At 69.3% G+C, this 22687-nt stretch carries 21 protein-coding genes; 14 read left to right on the top strand and 7 right to left on the bottom strand.

Annotation, left to right across the window (positions count from 1 at the left end; translation table 11 throughout):
- Nucleotides 1-8 precede the first annotated feature (8 nt).
- Genes ACZ6O0_RS34440 through ACZ6O0_RS34430 form a run of 3 tightly spaced genes read right to left on the bottom strand, consistent with a single transcriptional unit; the run spans nt 9 to nt 2715 of the window.
- Complete coding sequence (locus ACZ6O0_RS34440; protein WP_465769211.1) at nt 9-1013, bottom strand: metal ABC transporter permease; 1005 nt, start codon at nt 1011-1013, stop codon at nt 9-11.
- Nucleotides 1010-1768: a metal ABC transporter ATP-binding protein gene (locus ACZ6O0_RS34435; RefSeq protein ID WP_465769210.1), complete on the bottom strand. Its 759-nt coding sequence runs from the start codon at nt 1766-1768 to the stop codon at nt 1010-1012. Before ACZ6O0_RS34435 ends, ACZ6O0_RS34440 begins: the two co-directional genes overlap by 4 nt.
- Entirely contained in the window at nt 1765-2715 is a 951-nt protein-coding gene (locus tag ACZ6O0_RS34430; RefSeq protein WP_465769209.1) for a metal ABC transporter substrate-binding protein, read from the bottom strand. Before ACZ6O0_RS34430 ends, ACZ6O0_RS34435 begins: the two co-directional genes overlap by 4 nt.
- Before the next feature lie 52 nt (nt 2716-2767).
- On the opposite strand from ACZ6O0_RS34430, the gene ACZ6O0_RS34425 reads away from it, so the two are divergent.
- Entirely contained in the window at nt 2768-4066 is a 1299-nt protein-coding gene (locus tag ACZ6O0_RS34425; protein ID WP_465769208.1) for a YibE/F family protein, read from the top strand.
- A 108-nt stretch (nt 4067-4174) separates the two neighbouring features.
- Nucleotides 4175-5326, top strand: coding sequence for a metabolite traffic protein EboE (gene eboE / locus ACZ6O0_RS34420; RefSeq protein ID WP_465769207.1), 1152 nt, complete (start codon nt 4175-4177; stop codon nt 5324-5326).
- Here eboE and ACZ6O0_RS34415 read toward each other — a convergent pair.
- Nucleotides 5323-6552, bottom strand: a complete 1230-nt coding sequence (locus ACZ6O0_RS34415; protein ID WP_465769206.1) for an FAD-dependent monooxygenase — start codon at nt 6550-6552, stop codon at nt 5323-5325. The two genes, eboE and ACZ6O0_RS34415, sit on opposite strands and share 4 nt — an antisense overlap.
- Before the next feature lie 96 nt (nt 6553-6648).
- Between ACZ6O0_RS34415 and ACZ6O0_RS34410 the strand changes: the two genes are divergently transcribed.
- Nucleotides 6649-7191 (top strand): TetR/AcrR family transcriptional regulator, encoded by a 543-nt coding sequence (locus ACZ6O0_RS34410; RefSeq protein ID WP_465769205.1) that lies wholly within the window; start codon nt 6649-6651, stop codon nt 7189-7191.
- Here the strand turns inward: ACZ6O0_RS34410 and ACZ6O0_RS34405 are convergent, their stop codons facing one another.
- From ACZ6O0_RS34405 to ACZ6O0_RS34395, 3 genes are read right to left on the bottom strand one after another with little or no spacing between them, the layout of a single operon-like run.
- Complete coding sequence (locus tag ACZ6O0_RS34405; protein WP_465769204.1) at nt 7192-7500, bottom strand: DUF6703 family protein; 309 nt, start codon at nt 7498-7500, stop codon at nt 7192-7194. It lies immediately after the preceding gene.
- 42 nt (nt 7501-7542) lie between these two features.
- Nucleotides 7543-8622, bottom strand: a complete 1080-nt coding sequence (locus ACZ6O0_RS34400) for a class I SAM-dependent methyltransferase (protein WP_465769203.1) — start codon at nt 8620-8622, stop codon at nt 7543-7545.
- Nucleotides 8623-8658: 36 nt separating this feature from the next.
- Nucleotides 8659-11706: an ATP-binding protein gene (locus ACZ6O0_RS34395; RefSeq protein WP_465769202.1), complete on the bottom strand. Its 3048-nt coding sequence runs from the start codon at nt 11704-11706 to the stop codon at nt 8659-8661.
- Between the two features lie 76 nt (nt 11707-11782).
- Between ACZ6O0_RS34395 and ACZ6O0_RS34390 the strand changes: the two genes are divergently transcribed.
- The 11 genes from ACZ6O0_RS34390 (at nt 11783) to ligD (ending at nt 22671) form a co-directional block, all read left to right on the top strand.
- Complete coding sequence (locus tag ACZ6O0_RS34390; RefSeq protein ID WP_465769201.1) at nt 11783-12079, top strand: antibiotic biosynthesis monooxygenase family protein; 297 nt, start codon at nt 11783-11785, stop codon at nt 12077-12079.
- Nucleotides 12080-12151: 72 nt separating this feature from the next.
- Nucleotides 12152-13537 (top strand): glycine--tRNA ligase, encoded by a 1386-nt coding sequence (locus ACZ6O0_RS34385; protein ID WP_465769200.1) that lies wholly within the window; start codon nt 12152-12154, stop codon nt 13535-13537.
- Nucleotides 13538-13539: 2 nt separating this feature from the next.
- Entirely contained in the window at nt 13540-14220 is a 681-nt protein-coding gene (locus ACZ6O0_RS34380) for a hypothetical protein (RefSeq protein WP_465769199.1), read from the top strand.
- 1 nt (nt 14221) lies between these two features.
- On the top strand, nt 14222-15343 hold the full coding sequence (gene dusB / locus ACZ6O0_RS34375) for a tRNA dihydrouridine synthase DusB (RefSeq protein WP_465769198.1): 1122 nt from the start codon (nt 14222-14224) through the stop codon (nt 15341-15343).
- Nucleotides 15344-16106: 763 nt separating this feature from the next.
- Entirely contained in the window at nt 16107-16421 is a 315-nt protein-coding gene (locus ACZ6O0_RS34370) for an ArsR/SmtB family transcription factor (RefSeq protein ID WP_465769197.1), read from the top strand.
- 3 nt (nt 16422-16424) lie between these two features.
- Complete coding sequence (locus ACZ6O0_RS34365; protein WP_465769196.1) at nt 16425-16967, top strand: SRPBCC domain-containing protein; 543 nt, start codon at nt 16425-16427, stop codon at nt 16965-16967.
- 483 nt (nt 16968-17450) lie between these two features.
- A complete protein-coding gene (locus ACZ6O0_RS34360) occupies nt 17451-18695 on the top strand; it encodes a hypothetical protein (RefSeq protein WP_465769195.1) in 1245 nt (414 codons plus the stop codon).
- A gap of 48 nt (nt 18696-18743) precedes the next feature.
- Complete coding sequence (locus ACZ6O0_RS34355; RefSeq protein WP_465769194.1) at nt 18744-19670, top strand: acetylxylan esterase; 927 nt, start codon at nt 18744-18746, stop codon at nt 19668-19670.
- A 3-nt stretch (nt 19671-19673) separates the two neighbouring features.
- Nucleotides 19674-20522: an acetylxylan esterase gene (locus ACZ6O0_RS34350; protein WP_465769193.1), complete on the top strand. Its 849-nt coding sequence runs from the start codon at nt 19674-19676 to the stop codon at nt 20520-20522.
- 58 nt (nt 20523-20580) lie between these two features.
- A complete protein-coding gene (locus ACZ6O0_RS34345; protein WP_465769192.1) occupies nt 20581-21663 on the top strand; it encodes an aminotransferase class V-fold PLP-dependent enzyme in 1083 nt (360 codons plus the stop codon).
- Between the two features lie 24 nt (nt 21664-21687).
- Nucleotides 21688-22671, top strand: coding sequence for a non-homologous end-joining DNA ligase (ligD, locus tag ACZ6O0_RS34340; protein WP_465769191.1), 984 nt, complete (start codon nt 21688-21690; stop codon nt 22669-22671).
- The last annotated feature ends 16 nt before the right edge of the window (nt 22672-22687 follow it).

Here is a 22687-nt window from a genome sequence, read left to right as displayed (position 1 = left end):
TCAGCAAATCAGTGCTCATCCCAATGGTCTCCGTGAGCCGCGTGCAGGTGACCGTCGTGCACGTAGTCGACGTGATCGCCGTGCTCGACCTTCTTGTGACCGCACTGCGGATTGTGCGCGTGCGGGTGCCCGGCGCTCACCACATGCGGCTCCGGCGCCGGTACGCCGATCTCCGGCTCCTCGTCCTCCAATGGGAGCGCTCGCCCGGACCGCCGCCGCAGCAGTGTCCCGATCGTCGCCGCCACCACGAACCCGGCCAGCGCCAGTACGACGATGGTCGCGCCCGGAGCCACATTCGCGTTGTACGACGTGACGATCCCGGCCAGACACGCGACCACACCGATCACACACGCGGTCAGGAAGGTACTGCGGAACGAGCGCGTCAACTGCTGTGCGGTCGCCACCGGGACGACCATGAGTGCACTGACGAGCAGCAGACCCACAGTCCGCATCGCCACGGTCACGGTCACGGCCGCCATTACCGCGATCAGCAGGTTGAGCAACTGGACCCGGAGTCCCGTCGTACGAGCGAATTCCTCGTCCTGGCAGACCGCGAACAACTGTGGTCCCAACCCGATCGCCACCACCAGGACCGTGACGGCCAGCCCGACGACGACGTACAGGTCGCTCTGCGAGACAGTAGTGAGTGAACCGAACAGATAGGTGTTCAGAGTGGCTGCGCCTTGCCCGGCCAGGCCGATGAGCAGCACACCGCCCGCGATACCGCCATAGAAGAGCAGTGCGAGGGCTACGTCGCCACTGGCCTTCCCGCGAGCGCGGACCAGCTCGATCGCGGTCGCACCGGCGATCGACACGAGCACAGCGGTCAGCACCGGCGCACTGCCGGTCAGTAGGCCGAGAGCGACACCGGTGATCGCGATGTGGCCGATCCCGTCACCCATCAGCGACAGCCGCCGCTGCACCAGGTACGTGCCTATCGCGGGCGCGGACAGCCCGGTCAGCAGCCCGGCGATCAACGCGCGCTGCATGAACTCCAACTCGAACATGGTCATGACGTGAGCCATCCCGGTTCGTCACCAGTGTGGGAGTGGTGGACATGAGCGTGCGTTTGGGATGCGTGCGGCGGGCCGTCGTACACGATCCGGCCGCGGCGCAGGACGACCGAGCGGTCGATCAGCGCGTCCATCGGGCCGAGGTCGTGGCTGACCATCACCACGGTGGTGCCGCGGGCGACCCGCTCGCGAACCGCGTCGGCGAAGATCTGCTGGCTGGCCAGGTCGACCCCGGCGGTCGGTTCGTCGAGGATCAGCAGCTCGGGTTCCGACACCAGCGCCCGGGCGATCAGGACCCGCTGCTGCTGGCCGCCGGACAGCTCGGCGACCGCGTCCTTGCGCCGGTCGGCCATGTCGACGATCTCCAGCGCCTGCTCGATCGCCTGTTTCCCGGCCGTTCCCAGCGGGCTGAACATCCGCCGCTTCGACAGCAGCCCGGACGAGACCACCTCGTACACGGTCGCGGGGACACCGCCGGCCGCGGTGATGCGCTGCGGGACGTAGCCCACCCGGCGCCACTCGCGGAAGCGGGGGACCGGCGTACCGAACAGGCGGACCTCCCCGCGCGCGGCCGGGAGCAGCCCGACGATGGTCCGGATCAGCGTCGACTTGCCGGAGCCGTTGGTACCGAGGACGGCGACCACCTCGCCCTGGCGGATCTGCAGGTCGACGCCCCGGAGTACGAGCCGACCGCCCAGGTCGACCGACAGATCGGCGACCTGGACGGCCTGCGCGGAGCTTTCTGGTGGTGTCACGAGCAGCTGTTCGCCTTCCGCAGCTCCTGGAGGTTGTCCCGCATCAGGGTCAGGTAGGTCTGCTGGGAGTTCGCGTCGGACAGCCCCTCGATCGGGCTCAGTACGGCGGTCTGCACGCCGACGTCACGGGCGATCGTCTCGGCCACCTTCGGGCTGACCAGCTCCTCGTAGAAGATCGTGGTCACGTGCTGGGCCTTCACGATGTCCTGGACCTCCTTGATCCGGGCCGGGGTCGGCTCGGCGTCCGGGGTGAACCCGGCGATGCCGACCATCGTCAGACCGTATCGCTTCGCGAGGTACGCGAAGGCCTGATGACTCGTCACGAAGGTGTTCAGCTTGCAGTCGGCCAGACCGGTCTTGAACTCGGTGTCGAGCTTGCCGATCTCGTTCAGCAGGGCCTTCGCCCGGGTGTGGTAACCCTCGGCGTTCGCGCTGTCGGTCGCGGCGAGCTTCTCCTCGACCGCCTTGACGACGTCGGCGTACCGGACCGGGTCGAGCCAGAAGTGCGGGTCGAGCGCGTCCTCGGTGTGCGCGGCCGGGGCGGCGCCGCCGGGCTCCTCGTGCTCCTCGAAGTCGGCGCCGGTGGCCTCCAGCTTGGCGGCCGGGGAGACGTCGAAGCCGGCGTCCTTGGCGTTCTGGTCGACGGCCTCGTCGACGGCCGGCTGCAGGCCCTTCTCGTAGACGACCAGCTTCGCGGTGGCGACCGTACCCACCTGCTTGGGAGTCAGCTCCAGATCGTGCGGCTCGACGCCGGGGGCGGTGAGCGTGGTCACGTTCACGGCATCGCCCCCCACTGTGCGGGCGATGAACTCGAGCGGGTAGAACGAAGCCACGACGTCGAGCTTGCCGTCAGCAGCGCCGCTGGCGGACGAGCCCCCACACCCGGCCAGGGCGAGGGCGGCCAGGGCGGTGGCGCCGGCGACGACAGCACGAGCACAAGATCTCATGACAATCATTTTCATTTAACTGGAAGTGATTGTCAAAACAGGGAGTTCACCGATGGCCAGCCGCACTGCCGGGCACCGACGTGCCGACCACCGGAGCAACCGTAGGCGGCGCCTGGACATTCCGCGCGGTCACGGGCACGGACACGGACATGGTCACGGCGACCATGTGGTCGACACCTCGGTGGTGGACCAGGACGCGATCGTCGCCCGGCGCGTCCGGTTCGTGGTCGCCGCGATCCTGATCCCGCTGATCACGGCCGCTGTGGTCGCGATGATCGTGCTGTGGCCGGGCGGCGGCGTGAAGGTCGCGTCGTACCAGACCGAGACCGCCCGCGGCGAGGTGATCGCTCTCAAGGCGTGCCCGAACGCGAAGGACCAGTGCGACGAGGCGACGGTCAAGCTGAGCAACGGACCGGACAAGGGGAAGCTGGCGCCGGTCCAGGTGCCGAAGGCCGGTCAGGTCCCGATCCCGGTCAAGGTCGGACAGACCGTGATGCTGGGAGTGCAGAGCGACGCGAAGACGATCGCCGACCGGTACCAGTACGTCGACCACGACCGGACGAAGCCGTTGCTGCTGCTCGCCGGGATCTTCGCGATCGCGGTCGTGGCGCTCTCGCGGTGGCGTGGTTTCGCGGCGCTGATCGCGCTGGCGGTGACCGCGGTCATGCTGACGCAGTTCATCCTGCCCGCGATCCTCAAGGGCGAGAACGCACTGGTGGTCGCGGTGGTCGGCGGCACGGTGATCATGGCGATAGCGCTCTTCCTGACGCATGGGGTCAATGCGGAGAGTTCGATAGCACTGTCCGGAACGATCGCGGCGCTGGGACTGACCGTCGTCCTCGGGTGGATCTTCACCAAGCTCTGCCAGCTGAGCGGCCTGGCCTCCGAGGGCGCCTCGGCCGCCAAACAGCTCGCGCCGGACATCGACCTGACCGGGCTGCTGGTGGCCGGGATGGTGATCGGTGCGCTCGGCGTACTCGACGATGTCACCGTCACCCAGGCGGCGGCGGTCTGGGAGCTGTCCGCCGCGAATCCGGCCGCGAACCGGCGTGAGCTGGTCGGCGCCGGCCTGCGCATCGGCCGCACCCACGTCGCCTCGGTGGTCAACACCCTCGTGCTCGCCTACGCCGGCGCGGCGATGCCGACCCTGCTCGTCTTCGCGATCCAGGGCCTTCCCGCCCAGTCCGTCCTCTCCACCGAGACGGTCGCCATGGAAGTGGTCCGCGGTCTGGTCGGCAGCCTCGGGATCATCGCGGCCGTCCCGCTCACCACCGCTCTGGCCGCGATGGCCGTCGCGGACCGCTCGCGGAACCTGGTCACCGCCGAACCGGAACACATCCACGTGAGCTAACCGAAAATCAGCCCTTCCACCCGGCCCGTCAGGCTTCTAGAGTGCTGAGTAGGTCACGGAGAGTCCGCTAGCGATCACCTTCTGTGGCCTACGGGGTGAGGAGTGCTGATGAGGTTCCGTCATCGGGACGGTTCGACCGTCCACCTGGGGTACTGCGCGACCGTTCACCCGGCCGCGGATCTCGACGAGATGATCGCCGGCCTCGACGGCTGCGCGGGGCTGGTCCGCGCGACCCTCGACGTACCGGTGCTCGGGGTCGGGCTGTGGTTTCCGAGCCCGTTGGCCGACCGGCTGGCCAACTCGCCGTCCTCCCTGAAGAAGCTGCGCCGGTCGCTGACCCGGAACCGGTTGGAAGTCGTCACGTTGAACGGCATTCCGCACTCCCACTTCACCGACACGGTCGTCGGGACCAAGGTGTTCTGCCCGGACTGGACCGAGCCCGAGCGACTCCGGTACACCCTCGACCTGATCGACGTACTCGCCGAGTTGCTCCCGGCGGACGCGTCGTACGGATCGGTCTCGACGCTGCCGCTGGCCTGGCGGGTGCCGTGGTCGAAGGGTCGCAACACCGCGGCTCGGGAGGCCTTCGATCGTTTGGAGAAGCACATCGCCCGGACCGAGTCCCGCACCGGCCGGACGATCCGGCTGGCGGTCGAGCCCGAGCCCGGCTGCGTCCTCGAGATGATCGGCCAGGCCGCCGCCTGGCTGAGCCGCTACTCGAGCCCGTACGGCGGGAGGTCGCGCATCGGACTCGGCTTGGACGCGTGTCATCTCGCGGCCCAGTTCGAGCAGCCGGCCGACGCGTTCGAGACGCTGTGGCGGGCTGGCGTCGACGTGGTGAAGGGGCAACTGTCCGTCGCGCCGACGCTGGTGGATCCGGGTGACGCGGCTGGTCGCTACGCGCTCGGTCAGCTCGGGACTCCGAAGTACCTGCGGCAGGTGCGCGAGTGGGGTGGACCGGGTGTGGACGACGTGGCCCAGGCGTACGAGTTGTCGGGACACTCGGCCTGGCGCATGCATGCCCACGTCCCCGCCCACACTGCGCCGCCGCCTCCGCTCTCCGCGACCACCCTGGTCTTGGAGGACTGTCTGGCCAGACTGGTCGGCGGCGGCCATGCACTCACGCACCACTTGGAGTCCGAGGTCTATGCGTGGCCGCGTCCTCCGCGGACCAAGCAGCAGTTGGCCAAACGGATCGCCAAGGAACTGCGCTGGCTCAGCGACCGCCTGATCGGGCTGGGCCTGGAAGCTGTCGACTAGACAGCGCGAGGCACTCTGATCAGGTCGGAGTAGTCGGGGAGTGGCACCGAGGTCAGTGCCTTGCCCGCGGCGTTCTGCGACCAGATGAACCGCTGCAGCGGAATCGGCAGCTTCGGTACGGCGGCAGCCGCGATCGGCATCAGCCGCACGGCGCCGGGACCGCTGGGGATGATCGAACGCATCACTCGCGGTCCGATACCCCGGCTCAGCTCGACCATCCGGCGTACCGCCTTCTCGTAGTTCCGCAGGCCGGACGGCGGATCGCTGCGGGCCGCGGCGAGCTCACCGGCCAGGATGTACGCCGTCACCACCGCCAGGCTGGTGCCACCACCGACGGCTGGTGCAGGGCAGAAGCCGGCATCGCCGACGAGCGCGATCCGGCCACGCTGCCAGGTGTCGAGGGTGATCTGCGAGATCGAGTCGAAGTAGAAGTCGTCGGCTGCGTCCAGGTGCTCGAGGAGCTGTGGCACCTTCCAGCCGTAGTCCTGGAACTCCTTGCGCAGCAGGGCTTTCTGTTCGTCCTTGTCGCGGTAGTCGTAGCGCAACTCGTGCGGCGTCCGGAACAGGAAGGTCGCTCGCTCCTGGCCGGTCTGGTGCACGCCGTACGCACCGCACAGTCTGTCGACGCTCAGATGGCCGAGCATCCGGTCGCCGAGACCGAGGACGGCGGGCATCGAGTACACCGCGAGATAGCCGCCGAGTGGCCGGCGCATCGGTTCCTCGGGGCCGAAGACGAGCCGGCGGACGTTCGAATGCATGCCGTCGGCACCGATCACCAGGTCGAACCGGCGGTCCCGGCCGGACTCGAACGAGACGTCCACGCCGGTGCCGTCGTCGTGCAGGGCCGTGATCGAGTCGCCGAAGACGTACTCGGTGCTGTCGCGGGTGGCGTCGGACAGGATCTTGGTGAGCTCGCCGCGGAGGATCTCCACGTGATTGCTGGAGATCCCGGCGTACAGGCGGCTGAGGTCGATGTTCACCGGGCGCTTGCCGAAGCGCTCGATCGTCATCGACTCGATCCGGGTCCGGGCCGCCTCGATCGCGTCCCAGCGGCCCATCCGGCGGGCGACCTCGGCGGCCGGGCCGAACAGGTCCACGGCGTGCCCGCCGAGACCGTGCCGCATCGCCGGTGTGCGCTCGACGACGGTCGGCTCGAAACCGTAGCGGTGCAACCAGTAGGCGAGCACCGGACCGGCCACGCTGGCGCCGGAGATCAGGACCTTCATGACAACCCCCTCGATTCGCTTACTTAACGGAAGGTAAGCAATAGCCGCGGCGTTGTCAATGGCTTACTTACCGGAAGGTCAGCTAATCTTCCGGGTATGCCGAGACAACGGGCCGGGGACACCCGGGCGCGGATCCAGCAGGTCGCGCTCGAGCTGTTCTCCGAGCGAGGGATGCAGCAGACGAGCCTGCGCGACATCGCGGACCGCCTCGGCGTGACCAAGCCGGCGCTCTATTACCACTTCGCCAGCCGCGAGGACCTGCTGAACAGCCTGGTCCAGCCGTTGATCGAGGACTTCGAGGCGTACGCCGTCGCGCAGCAGGCCGCCGCGCCCGTCGAGACCCGCGAGCTCCTCGGGTCGTACTTCGATCTCGCCTACAAGCACCGCATCCTGATCCAGCTGGCCATCCGCGACCTGTCCGTGCTGCAGGAGCTCAAGCTGGCCGTCCGCTTCATCGAGTGGCGGCAGCAGCTGACCGAGCTGCTGATCGGGTCCACACCGTCCCTCGCCGACCAGGTCCGGGCGATGGTCGCCATCGGCGGGCTCTCCGACTGCGCGGTGATGATCGACAACGTCCCGGTCGCCGAGTTGCGGGCCGCCGCCGTCGACGCGGCGTACGACAGTCTGGGCCGGTCCTGATCAGCCGTTTGCGATCCGGGAGACGGCGAAGAGCAGGATCACGAGGATCGAGAAGATCCGGAGCAGCCGTGGCCCGGTGGTGACCACCGGCCAGGACAGGAATCCCAGCCAGGACAGCAGCAGCGCCAGGAGGAGCAGGGCGGGAATGGCGACCGGTACGGGCGCGAACACGCCGGCCAGCGCGAGCACCAGGGTGATCCCGGGCAGGGTGAGCTTCGGCATCCCGTGCAGCCGCGCGACATACGGGTAACTGAACTTCGTGATCCGCTGCCGAAGCGGACTCACCGGCTGACTGCCCTGGGAACTCATTGCTCCATTGTTCCAGGTGCAATGAGTTCCGCGGACGTCTCCTTACGGGATGAGCTGGTAGAACCGCCAGAACGGGTGCTCGATCGGCAGTACGTCGACCCTCGAGAACCCGGCCTGCCCGGCGAGGTGGCGCAGGTGGCCGGTCCGCAGCATCGTGCCGACGACGTCGGAGTCGGCCTCGACCCGGCCCTGCGGCGTACACCAGATGACGCTCGCCGCGGCCAGGAAGCGCTGCACCTCGTCGCCCGGCGTGGTCAGCGCGTCGTCGGCCCGCTCGTCCATGACGATCACCGAGCCGCCCGGCGCGAGTGCGTCCCGGGCGGCGGCCAGCGCCTCGACAGGGTGCGCGAGGTCGTGCAGACACTCGAAGAACGTGACGACGTCGTAGCGCGGGCCGTTGACTGACACCGCGCTGCCGTCGCGGACCTCGAAGTCCACCTGGTCGGCGACGCCCTGCTCGGTCGCGTTGCGCCGGGCTCGCGAGATGGAGTCCTCGTCGTTGTCGAACCCGTCCACGCGCACGGCCGGGTACGCCTTGGCCAGCTCGATCGCCGACCAGCCGGCGCCGGTGCCCACGTCCGCGACCCGGGCGCCTCGCGTCAGCAGGTCGTGCAGGCCCGGGATGGCAGGCACCCATTCGGCGACCAGAGAGTTGACGTACGCCGGCCGGTTCAGCGCCTCCTGGGCTCCGACCGCCTCCGGGCCGTACGCGCCGTACGGCACGCCCGTACCGGTCCTGAAGGCATCGACCAGCAGTGGGAACGCCCGGCCGACGGCCGGTGCGATCGCGGCGAGACCGCCGGCGAAGAACGGGTTCGCCGGCTCCAGCAGTGCCTCACGGACGCCCGGCGCCAGGTTGTACCGGTCGCTCCACACGTCGGTCCCGTCGATGGTGAGCATCCCGCTGATCGCCTGCGACTGCAGCCATTCGACCAGGTAGCGCAGGTCGACGCCGGTCCGGTCGGACAGCTCGGTCGCCGTGAGCGGACCGGCATCGCCGATCGCGCGGTACAGCCCGTTCACGTCGCCGAGGTAGATCGTGAACAGTTCGGCCGCACCCAGCGCCGCGCCGAACAGGCGGTCGAGGACGGTTTCCGCGGGTGCGGTGTCGATGGTGGTCATGGCAGTGCCCTTTCGCGTGGGTTTGCTTTCACCCACTCAGGCGCCAGGTGTGGTCTGGCAATGCCAGGTGACGTCGTCCTCGGGCTCGTAGACGCACTGGCGGCCGGTCCGGACCGATACGCGCAAGTGCCGCCCGAGGGCCGGGTGCACCTGTTCGATCGCCTTGACCGCGGTTCCGATGCGCATCGAGACGGCTTTCCGGCTGCGCTCCACCGGGTCGCCGGCGGTGCGGGCCCGGCCGCCGAGTCCGAGCGCGCTCGCAAGTTCGCGCGCCAGGAAGTCCCGTTCGGCCCGGGCCTTCTCGGCACGGATCGGATCGTGGTCGGCCTCCGCCTCGGCGAGATCGTCCTCCAGCCCACGCAAGCGGTCGCGATAGGCGGTGCGCGCCTGATCGTCGAGCACCGGGCCGAGGCCACCGCCGACCCGCCCGGGACCGGACAGATCCAGGACACTGACCGGGACACCCGGCTGCGCCAGCAGGACCGCGATGTCGCGGATGCCCTTGGAATCCGGGATGTGCACGGCGACACCGCGCCAGTTCACCTCCCACGTCGCGCCGCGGCGGCGCAGTTCGCCGGTGTCCACGACCCTGCGGACCCGGGCCGCGCCGAGTTCGGCGAGCGCCTGCTCGGTCTCGGCGACCAGCGTCTCGGCGCCGGCGGCACGGTGTGCGTCGAGCGCGGTCTCGAGCAGCCCGCGCGCGTCAGATCGTCCGAGCCGCGCCGCGAACCGGCCGAGGAACAGCTCGACCTGCCCAAGACACGCCCCGCCGACGCCGTCGATCACCCACAACCCGGCGTACGGCGCCAGCGCCTCGGACGCGATGGTCACCGCCTCGTCATCGCCGAGCAGGCGGCCCGCCTCGCCGAACAGGGCGACCGACTCCAGCCATTCGGCGTCTTTCGGAATCGCCGCCAGGCCACCGCGGACGCGGCGTCGAACGATGCCGCGCGCTCGCTCGACGGCACCGGCCCGGGCCAGATAGCAGGCAGCCGGACCGTCGATCATCGGGTGGTCGACGTACGGCGCCATCACCTGCTCGATGTACTCGCGCAGGCCGGGGACGGTGCCGGTCGCGTGCGCATGCGCTGCCCGCAGCGCGAACACCATAAGTCCGGCGTTGACGCTGTCCGCATCGTCGGCGAGCTCCCTGGCTCGTGCGATGCAAGTCGAGGCGTCGTCGAGGGCACCGGTCATCAGCGCCCGCATCCCCTGCCAGATCGGCACCAGCCAGCTGTACAACGGCAGCCGGAGCGGCGACACCGCTCGTGCGAACGCGGCGATGTGTACGTCGGCATCGGCGAACCGCCCCTGTTCGAGCAGGGCCACCACCAGCGATCGGCGCGCCAGCAGGACGAGCGCCACGTCGGCCGTCGCGACGGCCATCTCCAGCATCCGCTCGGCGGCCGCGACGCGTTCGGCGACATGATCGGGTCCGGCGAAGACATCGCACCAGGCCGCCAAGGCCGCGACCTCTGCGCGTGGATCGCCCGCGTCGCGGGCCAGCGCGACCGCGTCCTGCGCGAGCGCGCGCGGCCCGTCGCCGTGGTCGGTACGAGTGCGACCGAGCGCCAGCCGTGCGAGGACAGCTGCCTTGAGCGCGCCATCGGCCAGCATCGGCGCTGCGTGCTCCAGCAGCCGGATCTGCTCGGTGTCCGCGAGATCGACCTCGAACCCGCCGAGTCCTCCACCCATCGCCAGCACCGCCCGCGCGACGGTCTCGGCATCCGCGCTCGCCACGGCCTCCCGAGCCACCGCGCGCAATGTGTCCCGACCGGCGACCAGTTCCCCGGCCAGGACCTGCGCTTCGCCGAGCTCGAGGCGCGCTGCGGGGTCGGTCTCATCGGCCCAGCGGTAGAAGCGCACCGCCTGTTCGTACCCGGATCGGCGCATCGCGGCGCGCGCGGCGATCAGCGCGAACTCCCGGGAACGCTCCTCCGCCTGCGGATGACCGATCGCGGCCCGGTAGTGCGCTGCGACCTGGCCCGCGTTCGCCTCGACCAGCGCCGGCCGGCAACACGAGTCGATCAGTGGCAGGCCGTTCGTCACGTTGTGCACCCCGGTCGGGCAGCAGCGACCGGTGAGCGCCTGTCCCGCCAGCAGGTGCAGATTCGACCGTTGCAGGGCGCCGAGACCGGAGTACACGACCTCACGAACAAGCGAATGCGCGAACCGGACCCGGTCCCCATCGACCTCGGCAAGTCGGGCCGCCACCGCCTCGCCGAGCAGGGCGAGAACGTCCGCGGTCGGCGTGCCCCGGACTGCGGCGATCAGGCGGATGTCCGCCTCCTCACCCAGTACCGAGGCCGCCGCGAGGACGTCGTACGCGTGCTGGTTCAGGCGCGCCAGCCGTCGCTCGAGCACCTGGCGTACGCCGGTCGGCGTCTCCAGGGACGCTGTCCCACGGGCCGCGTGCAGCCGGGTCAGTTCCTGGACGAAGAACGGGTTCCCGCCCGTCCGTGCGTACACCGCGTCGGCATAGCCGGCATCGGACCGGCCGCCGAGGACCTGCTCGACGAGCTGGCCTGTCGCCTCCCGGTCCAACCCGGTCAGCGCAAGGCGCACGAACGAGACCGGCAGGCCGCGCAGTACGTCGGCAGCCGGCTCGGTGAGGTCCACGGCGTTGTCGCGACTGGTGAGCAGGAGCAGACAGCTCAGCTCCGGCAAGACGCCCACCACGAACTGCAGCAGGGCCAGGGTCGGTCCGTCGGCGATGTGAACGTCCTCGAGAACGATCACAGCCGGTTGTTGCGCGGTGGCCGCCGCCAGCTGGTCGGCGACCTCGGCGAAGACAGCCACGCGGCCGGTCGCCGCGGCCGCCGGCAGCGCGGTCGGGATGCCGAGAGCGCGGAACGCCTGCCGCCACGGCCAGTACGGCATCGTCTCGGTCTCCGGGCAGCGCCCCCACACCACCCGGACACCGCGGTCGCGCGCCGTGTCCGCGAAGGCCGCCGCAGTGGTCGATTTGCCGATGCCCGCGTCACCCAGCAGGAGCGCGCCCTGTCCACGTCCGCGCTCGACCTCGTCCAGCAGACCGGCGAGGGCCGCGAGTTCCCACGTCCGGCCGACCACAGGCTCGGGCATACCGCCACTGTGCGGCGGCGGCCGCCGGAGCGGAAGTGCTGATCGGCGTCCGTGTGCGTCACGTAAGGTGAGCCGCGTGTTCGTGGTGATCAGGTTCCGCGTGACGGAGGCCGAGCAGGCGGAGTTCGCCGTCCGGGCGAAGGCCGCTGTCGACGTACTGGCGCAGCAGAAGGGGTTCGTGGCGGCGCAGCTCGGCCGCAATGTCGATGACCCGGAGTTGCTGGCGCTCAACCTGGAGTGGGAGAACGTCGGCAGTTACCGCCGGGCGCTGTCGCCGTACGAGGTGAAGCTGACCGCCGTACCGCTGCTGTCCCAGGCGATCGACGAGCCCACCGCCTACGAGGACCTCGCGGAGATGCTCGCGTCGCACTGATGCGACGGCGGGCACCCCGGACCGATAGCCTGGACCCTTCCGTATTGCAACTGCCTGTTCTGGAGTCTAAAAGTGCCCGTGGAAACCGTCGATGCCGTCGTCAGCCTCAGTAAGCGGAGAGGCTTCGTCTACCCGTGCGGCGAGATCTACGGCGGTACCAAGTCGGCCTGGGACTACGGACCGCTCGGTGTCGAGCTGAAGAACAACATCCGCACCCAGTGGTGGCGGGCGATGGTGACGAGCCGTGACGACATCGTCGGCCTGGACTCCTCGGTGATCCTGCCGACCAAGGTCTGGGAGGCCTCCGGCCACCTGTCCGAGTTCGTCGACCCGCTGACCGAGTGCCAGTCGTGCCACAAGCGGTTCCGCGACGACCACCTGCGCGAGGACTACGCCCGGCGGAAGAACAAGGACGCCGACGACGTCAAGCTGGCCGAGATCGCCTGCCCGAACTGCGGCAACAAGAACACCTTCACCGAGCCGCGGATGTTCAACGGCCTGCTGAAGACCTACCTCGGCCCGGTCGAGTCCGAGGAGGGCCTGCACTACCTCCGCCCGGAGACCGCGCAGGGCATCTTCATCAACTTCGCGAACGTGATGGGCACCGCCCGGAAGAAGCCGCCGTTCGGCATCGCCCAGGTCGGCAAGAGCTTCCGCAACGAGATCACGCCGGGCAACTTCATCTTCCGCACCCGCGAGTTCGAGCAGATGGAGATGGAGTTCTTCGTCGCCCCGGGCTCGGACGAGGAGTGGCACGAGTACTGGCTGAAGGCGCGCTGGGACTGGTACACCGGCCTCGGGCTCAACGCCGACAACATGCGGCTGTACGAGCACCCGAAGGAGAAGCTGAGCCACTACTCGAAGCGCACCGTCGACATCGAGTACAAGTTCAACTTCGGCGGCAAGGAGTTCGACGAGCTCGAGGGCATCGCGAACCGGACCGACTTCGACCTGTCCACGCACTCCAAGCACTCCGGCGCCGACCTGTCGTACTTCGACCAGGAGAAGGGTGAGCGCTGGACGCCGTACGTGATCGAGCCCGCGGCCGGCCTGACCCGCAACGTGCTCGCGTTCCTGCTCGACGCCTACACCGAGGACGAGGCCCCGAACGCCAAGGGCGGCGTGGACAAGCGGACGGTACTGCGCTTCGACCCGCGGCTCGCGCCGGTCAAGGCCGCCGTACTGCCGTTGTCGCGCAACGCCGACCTGTCCCCGAAGGCCCGCGACCTGGCCACCGAGCTGCGGAAGAACTGGAACGTCGACTTCGACGACGCCGGCGCGATCGGCCGCCGCTACCGCCGCCAGGACGAGATCGGTACGCCGTACTGCATCACCGTCGACTTCGACACCCTCGACGACCAGGCGGTGACGATCCGGGAACGCGACTCGATGAAGCAGGAGCGGGTCGCGCTGACCGAGGTCACCGGGTACCTCGCCCAGCACCTGGTGGGTTGCTGACGATGGTGCTGTCGGGGCAGCGGTTGCGCTTCGGGCTGGCCGTCTTCGGGTTGTCCGCGCTGGCGGTGTTCCTGCTGTCCGCCTGCTCGGACAGCAAGCCGGAGGCCGGTTCCACGCCTTCGACCGGGTCTTCCTCTTCGACGTCTTCCAACGCGCCGATTCCGACCGCCTCGACGCCCGCCTTGACTCCGCTGCCGACGCCGTCGAAGCCGTGGCCGACGCCGAAGGTGACCGGCGCGCCGCCCGACGACGCGCCACTGGCCGACCGGATCCGGTTCGCGATCGCCAAGCAGGCCCAGATCGCGGCCGGCAAGGCCGCCACCACGACCGTGAAATGCCCCGGCATCGAGACCGCCGAGACGCCCGGGAAGCACGAGCTCACCTGCACGGTCACGTACGCCGGCAAGCCCTACAGCGGGACGCTGACGATCGACGCCAAGCAGTACAGCGCGTCGTACAAGTTCACCTCCGAATCGGTCGCCATCGTTCGGGCGAAGGTCGTCGACGCGGTCCTGCGGACGGTGACCGACGCGGCCAAGGTGACCTGCACGATGGACGATGTTGCCGTGGTCAAGCATTCCGACGCGGGCATCGCGTGCGACGTGACGACGACGGCGAACGCCGTACAGCCTTATAAAGCACAGGTTTCCGGCAACGGCCAGGTCCTGGTGGCAAAGGCCTGACATGCTGAAGCTGGGCAACCTCACGATCGACACGCCCGTGGTGCTGGCGCCGATGGCCGGCATCACGAACGCGGCGTACCGGCGGCTGTGCGCCGAGCAGGGTGCTGGGCTGTACGTCTGCGAGATGATCACCTCGCGCGGGATCGTCGAGGGCGACCAGAAGTCGCTCGACATGCTGACGTTCGACTCGCGCGAGACCGTGCGATCGGTGCAGTTGTACGGCGTCGATCCGGTGTTCATCGGTCGCGCGGTACAGATTCTGTGCGACGAGTACGGCGTCGCGCACATCGACCTGAACTTCGGCTGCCCGGTGCCGAAGGTGACGCGCAAGGGCGGTGGCGCCGCGCTGCCGTGGAAGCGCAACCTGCTCGGCGCGATCCTGCGGTCCGCGGTGCACGCCGCGACACCGTACGGCGTACCCGTCACGATGAAGACGCGGATCGGGATCGACCGGGATCACCAGACCTACCTCGACGCCGGGCGGATCGCTTCGGACTCCGGGGCCGCGGCGATCGGGCTTCACGGGCGTACGGCGGCACAGGCGTACTCGGGTCAGGCGGACTGGTCCACGATCGCCGCGCTGGTGGAGCACGTGGACATCCCGGTGCTCGGCAACGGCGACATCTGGGAAGCCGGCGACGCCCTACGGATGGTCGCCGAGACCGGGTGCGCCGGAGTGATCGTGGGTCGAGGTTGCCTCGGCAGGCCGTGGCTGTTCCGCGACCTCGCGGTCGCCTTCGCCGGCGGCGAGGCCCTCAACCTTCCTCGGCTGGGCGAGGTCGCGACCGTCATGCGCCGCCACGGTGAACTGCTCGCCGATCTGATGGGGGAGCCGCGGGGGCTCCGCGACTTCCGCAAACACGTCCCCTGGTACCTCAAGGGATTCCCAGCCGGCGGCGAACTCCGCGCGGCCCTCGGCATGGTCGAGTCCCTTGCCCAGTTGGACGAGCTCCTGGCCCAGCTCGACCCGACGGTCCCGTTCCCGGTCGCTGAGCTGGGCGCCCCCCGAGGCCGCCAGGGCAGCCCCCGCGACCACATCGTCCTCCCTCAAGGCTGGCTCGACGACACCGACGGCCTCACCGCCGACCTAGCCGACGCCGAACTCGGCGTCTCCGGCGGCTAACACCACCTCCGTCCGCAAAGGACGCCGCCTCCGGCACAAAAGGACACCACCTTCGGCGGCGACTGCCTCTTGGCCGCCTCCGGCGGCGCCGCACACCCGCAACACAGTCTGCTGTGGTCTGCGGATGGAATGTGGTTGGGTCGGGTGGAAAGGACACCGCCTTCGGCGGCGGCTGCCTTTTGGCCGCCTCCGGCGGCGCCGCGGATCGTCTCACGGTCTGCCGTGGTGTGCGTGACGGAAGGTGGTTGCCCCGCCCGCCCACCCCGCGCGGTGGGTTGGATCGTGGGGGAGCGAGGACACCGCCCGTGGTTGGCGGCCGTTCGTGCGGCCGCGCTTCGGCGGTGCCAGGCACCGGGGGTCAGGTGCTGTGGTGGGCGGCTTGCAAGGTGATTGCGCCACCCACCGGCCGTGGCTTCTCGCGCATGCGGAGGTTCGGCGTGGTGCCCCCCGAGGGCGGGTGTATGTCGCCCGCTCACCTACCGCGCGCTCGCGGGTGGGGTCGGTGGGGGGAGAGAGGACACCACCCGTGGTGACGGCTGTTGTTGCGGCTGACCCCGCACACTGGGTCTCACGTGCGCTGTGTGGGCGGCTCGCAAGGTGATTGCGCCACCCAGCCGCCGCGCGTGACGAGGTTCGGCGTGTGAGCCCGTGTCGGGTCTTACCCCTCAGTTGATTGCTGGCGTGTGGTCCGCAGTTCTCAGAGACCACAATCGCCCGCTTATGTACCTTGACGGTTACGTACCCCAGTGGTTACCTTCAAGGGGTGGAAGCTGTTTTGCGGGCGTTGGCTGATGACGGGCGGCGGACCTTGGTGGAGGCGTTGGCTTCGGGGCCGGCCACCGCGGGGGAACTGGCGGCGCTCTTGCCGATCGCGCGGCCCGGGGTTTCGCGGCATCTGCGGGTGTTGCGGGAGGCGGGGCTGGTGGAGAGCCGGCAGGAGGCGCAGCGGCGGGTCTACAGCTTGCGGTCCGAGCCGTTCGCCGAGCTCGACGAATGGCTGGGGCGCTATCGCGGTCTCTGGGAGCAGCGACTGGACGCCCTCCACACCGAGATCGCCAGAGGCAAACGAAAGGAATAACAGATGACGAGCAATGCAGGGAGTCGCGTCCTGGGGCGCCTGGCGGTGGCCGACGGTACGGGCGTCGTCCACGTCGAGGACCGCTACGACACCGACATCGACGATCTGTGGTCGTCAATCACGGACCCCGAGCGACTGGCCCGGTGGTACGGCAAGGTCGACGGTGACCTCCGCTCCGGTGGCGCCTTCACCGTGTACCTCGAGTCCGCCGACCTGGAGAGCGTAGGGCGCATCGACACCTGCGAACCACCGCGGCGACTCCGGGTCAGCACCAGGGAAACGGACGAGTCCGCGCAACGAGGCAACGGCCCGAAACCCTTCGAGCAAACCGTCGAAGCCACGCTCACCGCCGCAGGCTCACACACCGTCCTGACCATCGAGATCCGCGGCCTGCCCCTCGACAAGATCGAGTACTTCGGCGCCGGCTGGCAAATCCACGCCGAGAACCTCGCCGCCTACCTCGCCCACCAGGAACTCGCCAACCCCGAGTCGCGCTGGTCCGAACTCGTCCCCACCTACGAACAGCTCGCCTCCGCCCTCCGCTGACCTGACGAGCTCCCCGAGGGTGGTCCGGCCGCCCACCCTCGTGCGTGGTCGCCGAGCTGATGGCGTGGTGCTATCGCCGCCCGCCGCCCGCCGCCCGCCGCCCGCCGCCCGCGGCAGCCTGCCGCGCCTGCCACCGGCCGCCGCGCCCGCCATCCGCCGCCGCGCCTGCCGCCGCGCCCGCCTGCCGCCGCGCCCGCCTGCCGCTCGCCGCCTGCCGCGCCCGCCGCCTGCCGCCCGCCGCCTGCCGCTGCCTCTGTCCTCGCCGGGGCGCCGGGGCTGCGGGGGCGGGCAGTTCGGTCACCTTCTCTTTCTGCGGATCCCTTGACCTGGCTAGTGGATCTCGGCCACCTTGGGTGCGCAGTGGATTTACGAGTCATTTCCGAACCTGGTTCGTAAAGGGGTGCCGTGGCCATCGTGATCGGGGTTGTCACGCATGTGACGCACCGTGGGTTGTTTCACGATGCGGCGAGCACGCTCGGGGGCGTGGATCTGGAGTGGGTCAGCTACGACCACGAGGACGAGATCCGCGCCAAGGTCGCCGAGTTCCTGAGCACGACCCGCCTCGACGGCTTCCTCGCCGGCCCGGTCCCGTACACGGCCAGCCGTGAGCTTCTCCCACCCGGCCTGCCGGTCGGCGTCATCCGGTCGTCGGCGCTCGACCTGACGCTCGCGCTCTACCGCGCCCAGGAGCAGGGCTGGGGCCGTATGCCGGTCAGCATCGACACCTTCCCGGCCGAGGCGGTCGAGGCCGTCGCGACCGCGCTCGAGCTCGACCAGGACCAGATCGATTGCTTGCCCTACGCACCGACCCAGTCGGTCGAGGACATCGTCGAGTTCCACCGCTCGGCGTACCACCGGTTCGGCGATCGCAGCTACGTGATCAGCGGGCGCGCCGCCGTTCGGGAACTGCTCGACGGGCAGATCCCGATCGTGAGTGGTATGCCGGTGCCGGCGACCATCCGGACCGAGTTGCACGAGCTCGCGTTGCGGATCGAGTCGGAGCGGGCGAGCGCGCAGCGGTTCGCGGCCGGGGTCTTCCTCATCTCGCAGTCCGCGGACGAGGAGCGGGCCCGGATCGGGCTGATGAATCTGTTGCTCAACACCCCCGAGTTCGCCGGCGCCTGGATCGAGAACCGTGGCCGGCGGGGCGTCGTCGTCTTCGCGCACAAGGCGTTGTTCGAGCGCATCACCCGCAACTGGGTCGCCGTACCGGCTCTGGCCGAGGCGGCCGCGGCGCTCGGCGTACATGTCTCGGCCGGTTTCGGCGTCGGCGTGTCCGCGCGAAACTGCGTCCTGCTCGCGGAGCAGGCGGCCGCGCGGGCCGAGCTCGCGAGCGAGCCGTGTGCGTACTTGTTCGAAGACAGCGGCGTGATCATCGGCCCAATGGGACCGGCCGGTGAGGCACCGCGGTACTCCTACCGCGAGCACGGCGAGGACGTCGAACGGCTCGCGAAGTACGTCGGTCTCAGCGCCGTGACCGTGTCACGGCTCGCGGCGCTGGACCACGAACTGGAAGGCCGCGCGCTCTCGCCTGGCGAGCTCGCCGGCCATCTCGGCATCACGGATCAGAGCGGGCGCCGGCTGATCCGCACCCTCGACGCAGGCGGCCTGGTGAGCGTCGAGGGCACTGCACAGCACCATCCGAAAGGGCGCCCGACGCGTCTGTACCGACTTCGCATCGGCCAAGCGTTGAAGGGACAACCATGGAGCTCCTCTGCACCTGGTTGACACCTCTGGCGGCACTGCTCTACAGGCATCCCATCGAGAGGAACGGCGTTGAGAGACCCCGAGAATGCGACCGTCGAGGTCGAGCTGCCGGACGACTTCGACGATTTCTGGGCGGCCGGCCTGGCGGATTGTGCGTCGTACCCGCTGGATCCCGTGCTGACCGAGATGCCGTCGCTGTCCACGGACAAGGTGATCGTCTACGACCTGCGCTACACGAGCTACGGCGGTCTGCGGATCGCCGGTTGGTATACCGTTCCGCGGGCCGGGACCGCGCCGTACCCGGGTCTGGTCACGATCCCCGGCTACATCTCCGAGCCGACCATCCCGAAGGAGTGGTCCGAACTCGGGTACGCCGCCCTCGCGGTGGCGCCCCGGGGCAAGTTGCGGTCCAACACCGTGTTCAACCCGGGCTACCCGGGTCTGCTGACGCACAACATCGTCGACCACAACACGTACGGATATCGCGGGTTCTACCTCGACGTGGTGCGCGCGGTCGAGGTTCTGCTCGATCGTCCGGAAGTCGACAATCTTCGGATCGGACTGCAGGGGTCGAGTCAGGGCGGTGGACTCGGGATCAGCACGGCCGCGCTGCTGACCGACGTGATTCGCTGCGTTGCCGCGGGAGCGCCGTACCTGTGCGGGATCATGACGGCGCCGACGCTCACTCGCTCGTACCCGTACGAGGAGATCAACGAGTACCTGCGGCTGCATCCGAAGGACGTCGACAGGGTGCGGGAGACGGTCGCGTACTACGACGGGCTCAACTTCGCGCCGAAGGTGCAGGCGCCGACGCTGCTGTACCTCGGGCTTGAGGACGATGTGTGCCCGCCGGAGACCGGGTTCGCGTTGCATCGGGTGCTGACGTGTGAGAAGACACTGCATACGTATCCACACTGCGCGCACCACGCCGGGCTGCCGGGAGTGATGCGGATCGTGGAGGACTTCCTTGCCGAGCATCTCAATCCGGGACGGTGACCGATGAACTTCGCTAGCTACTGGGCGGCCGTCGACGAGGAACTGGCCGCGATTCCCGGCCGACCGGTTCTCGACCTGGTGCCGCAGCGGACCACGGCCGAGGCGACCAGCTACACCGTTCGGCTCACCAGCACCGGGCCGTACCGCGTCTTCGGTCATCTCAGCATCCCGACCGGCGACGGCCCGTTCCCCGCGCTGCTGCAGACGCCGCGCTACGGCAGCGTCAACCACGTCCCCCATCCGAACGACCGGAGCCGGTACGTCGTCCTCGGGCTGATGCACCGTGGTCAGCGGCTGGCCGACGAAGGGTTCTCGGCGGCGTACCCGGGATTGTTGACGATGGGCATCGACGACCCGGCGTCGTACATCTATCGCGGGATCGCGGCGGACTGCCTGCGGGCGGCCGAGTTCTTGATGAGCTTGTCGGAGGTGGATCCGGCGCGGGTGGCCGTGAGTGGGGATGACCTGGCGGTGCTGACGGCGGCGCGGAGGCCCGGTTTCAGCGCGGTGCGGGTGTCGGATCTGCTGTTCTACCGGGCGATGGAGGCGCGGTTGCAGTCCAGTCACTACCCGCTCGAGGAGCTCAACGACTACCTGCGCGCCGGGTCCTCCGCGGAGATTGTCGACAACACGATTGCCTACTTCGATCCCGCCCGGCACGCGCCCGCGGTCAGCGGACGGACGCTGCTCGCGGTCGACGATCCCGACTGGTGTGCGTCGCTGATCGAGGCGCTGCCGGCCGGGAGCGTCTACCGGCTGACCCACCTCGACGGCACCGACAACGACTTCCTCGACGCCTGGCTGGCCGAACTCTTGGCCGTCCAGCCCCTCTCCAGATTCATCACCACATGACCACCCCCACCCGAAGCTGCCCGGCCCGGGTGACCACCCCAACGCGAAGGTGCCTGAAATGAGTAATCCGTTTGGGGTGCGGTCCGTCGTCAACGCGTCTGCCACGTTGACGGTCCTCGGTGGGTCGTTGATGCCGCCGCCGGCGGTGAAGGCGATGGCCGACGCGGCCGCACATTTCGTCGACCTGCCCGAGCTGCACGACCGGGTCGGCGAACGCCTGGCCGAGCTCACCCACAACGAGGCGGCCTGCGTGACCTCCGGCGCCGCGGCGGCGATCACCCTCACCGTCGCGTCGTGCATCGGTGAGCCGGCGCAGGCGTTCCCGACCGACGCCGAAGTGGTCATGTTCGCGGGCCAACGCAACGGTTACGACTACTCCGCCCGGATCACCGGCGCGCGCATCGTGGAGATCGGTCCGTCGATCGCCGAGTTGCAGGAGGCGCTCGTACGACGTCCCGCGTGCGTGCTGTGGTTCGCCGGAGCCCACCTGGCGACCGGCGTGCTGCCGATCGAGGACGTGGTCCCCGTGGCGCGGGAGGCCGGCGTACCCGTGATCGTGGATGCGGCGGCGCAGATCCCGCCCGTCTCCTCGCTGTGGCGGTATACCAGGGAGGTCGGGGCGGATGCGGTGCTCTTCAGCGGGGGAAAGGGTCTGCGCGGACCGCAGGCCAGCGGGTTGGTGCTGGGGAAGCAGTGGATCGTCGACAGGTGCCGGGCCCACGCGTCGCCGTCCCAGGAGATCGGGCGCGGGATGAAGGTGGGCAAGGAGGAACTCCTCGCGTTGCTCGCCGCGGTCGAGTGGACGCTCGAGCAGGACGAGGACGCCGTACTCGCGGGATACGAGCAGATGGTCGACCGGTGGATCGTCGGACTGCGCGAGCTGCCGGGCGTAACCGTCGAGCGTGGGTACCCGAGTGAGGCCGGTCAGCCCCACAGCCGGGCGATCGTTCGATTGTCGACAACCAGCGGATGGACACGAGATGCGCTGGTCGAGGCGCTCTGGGATGGCGACCCGCGGATCGCGGTCGGGACCTTCCGCATGCCCGATGACGCGATCGCTCTCAACCCGCAGACGCTTGAGCCCGGAGAGGACGCAGTAGTTATCGAAGCCCTGGTCAGGCTTCTGAGCCGTGTCCCGTGAACCCGTACGGCCTAAGCTCTGGGGATGGCGAGCAAGCCGGATGAGACGCGTGACGGGGTCGACCTGACCAACCTGGATCAGCCGCTGTTCGACGGGGCGGATGCGACGAAGCGCGACCTGGTCGACTACCTGGACGCGGTGCACGAGGTGATGCTGCCCGAGCTCCGGGACCGGCCGTTGTCGGTGATCCGGATCCGGCCGGGGCAGCCGGCGTTCATGCAGAAGAACGTGCCCAAGTACACGCCCGACTGGGTGAAGACGGTGCCGGTGTGGGCGGAGGCGTCCAAGCGCGAGGTGTCGTACGCGTTGTGCGACAACCGGCGGACGCTGCTGTGGTTCGCCAACCAGCGCGCGGTGGAATACCACCCGACGCTGGTGCGCGCGGACCGGTGGGATCACGTCACGCATCTGGTACTGGACCTCGATCCGCCGGAGGGGGACGAGACGTTCGCGAAGGCGGTGCAGGCCGCGTTCCTGGTGCGGCAGGCGTTGGCCGATGCGGGGCTGACGGGCGCGGTCAAGACGAGCGGGGCCAAGGGTGTGCATGTCATCGTGCCGATCGATGATTCGGTGTCGATGGAGGACGCTGCGGCTGCGACGCGGGCGATCGCGGCTCGGGCTGAGCGGATCGACCCCGAGGTTGCGACCACGGCGTACATCAAGGAGGACCGGCACGGGAAGGTCTTCGTCGACTCGACGCGCTCCGGTGGGGCGACGGTTGTCGCCGCCTACAGTCCGCGCGTGCGGCCTGGTACGCCGGTGTCGTTTCCTGTTGGGTGGGACGAGCTGGATCGGGTCACGCCGCGCGACTTCACCGTGCGTACGGCGGTTGCCCAGCTGGGCGACGTCGATCGGTGGGCGGCTCAGCTTCCGGCACCCCAGACCCTTCCCGAGGACCTGCTAGAGGAAGGCCGGGGCATCCCCATCGCGCGGGTAGTAGCCATGCACGAAGGCAAACGCCGCAAACGCGCTCGCGAGGCTGCTGAACAACCGAAGCCTGAGGAGTAGGCCGGCCGAGGTCGGT

The sequence above is a fragment of the Kribbella sp. NPDC048837 genome, from assembly GCF_055586945.1.
The sequence above is the reverse complement of the archived record's forward strand: the minus strand, read 5'-3'. Positions and strand labels throughout refer to the sequence as shown.